Annotated in this window: 1 protein-coding gene; it reads left to right on the top strand. The window is 49.4% G+C overall.

What is annotated here, in order from left to right:
* Nucleotides 1-314: 3D domain-containing protein (locus RYX56_RS21715; protein WP_317124033.1), on the top strand; the 314-nt coding region annotated here is incomplete at both ends.

Genomic DNA, 314 nt, shown 5'->3' with positions numbered 1-314 from the left:
CGCCCAAGAACCAAAGAAGAAATCCGAATCGGCAGATAAGACGGACCAAAAGGTAATTACCGTAAGAGCCACAGCCTATACTGCATCATGTGAAGGATGTTCCGGGACTACCGCTACCGGAATTAACCTTAAGGCACACCCGAACGAAAAGGTCATCGCCGTTGATCCATCCGTTATACCGCTTGGCACCAAAGTATATGTAGAAGGCTTTGGCAAAGCAACCGCCGCCGATACTGGCGGTGCTATCAAAGGAAACCGAATCGATGTCTTCATCCCCTCAGAACAAGACGCTAACAACTTCGGCGTAAAGCAAG

The sequence above is a fragment of the Alkalihalophilus lindianensis genome (genome assembly GCF_032843265.1).
In the GTDB taxonomy this organism is placed as follows: domain Bacteria; phylum Bacillota; class Bacilli; order Bacillales; family Bacillaceae_D; genus Alkalihalophilus; species Alkalihalophilus lindianensis.
This window is presented reverse-complemented; position numbering and strand designations above follow the sequence as displayed.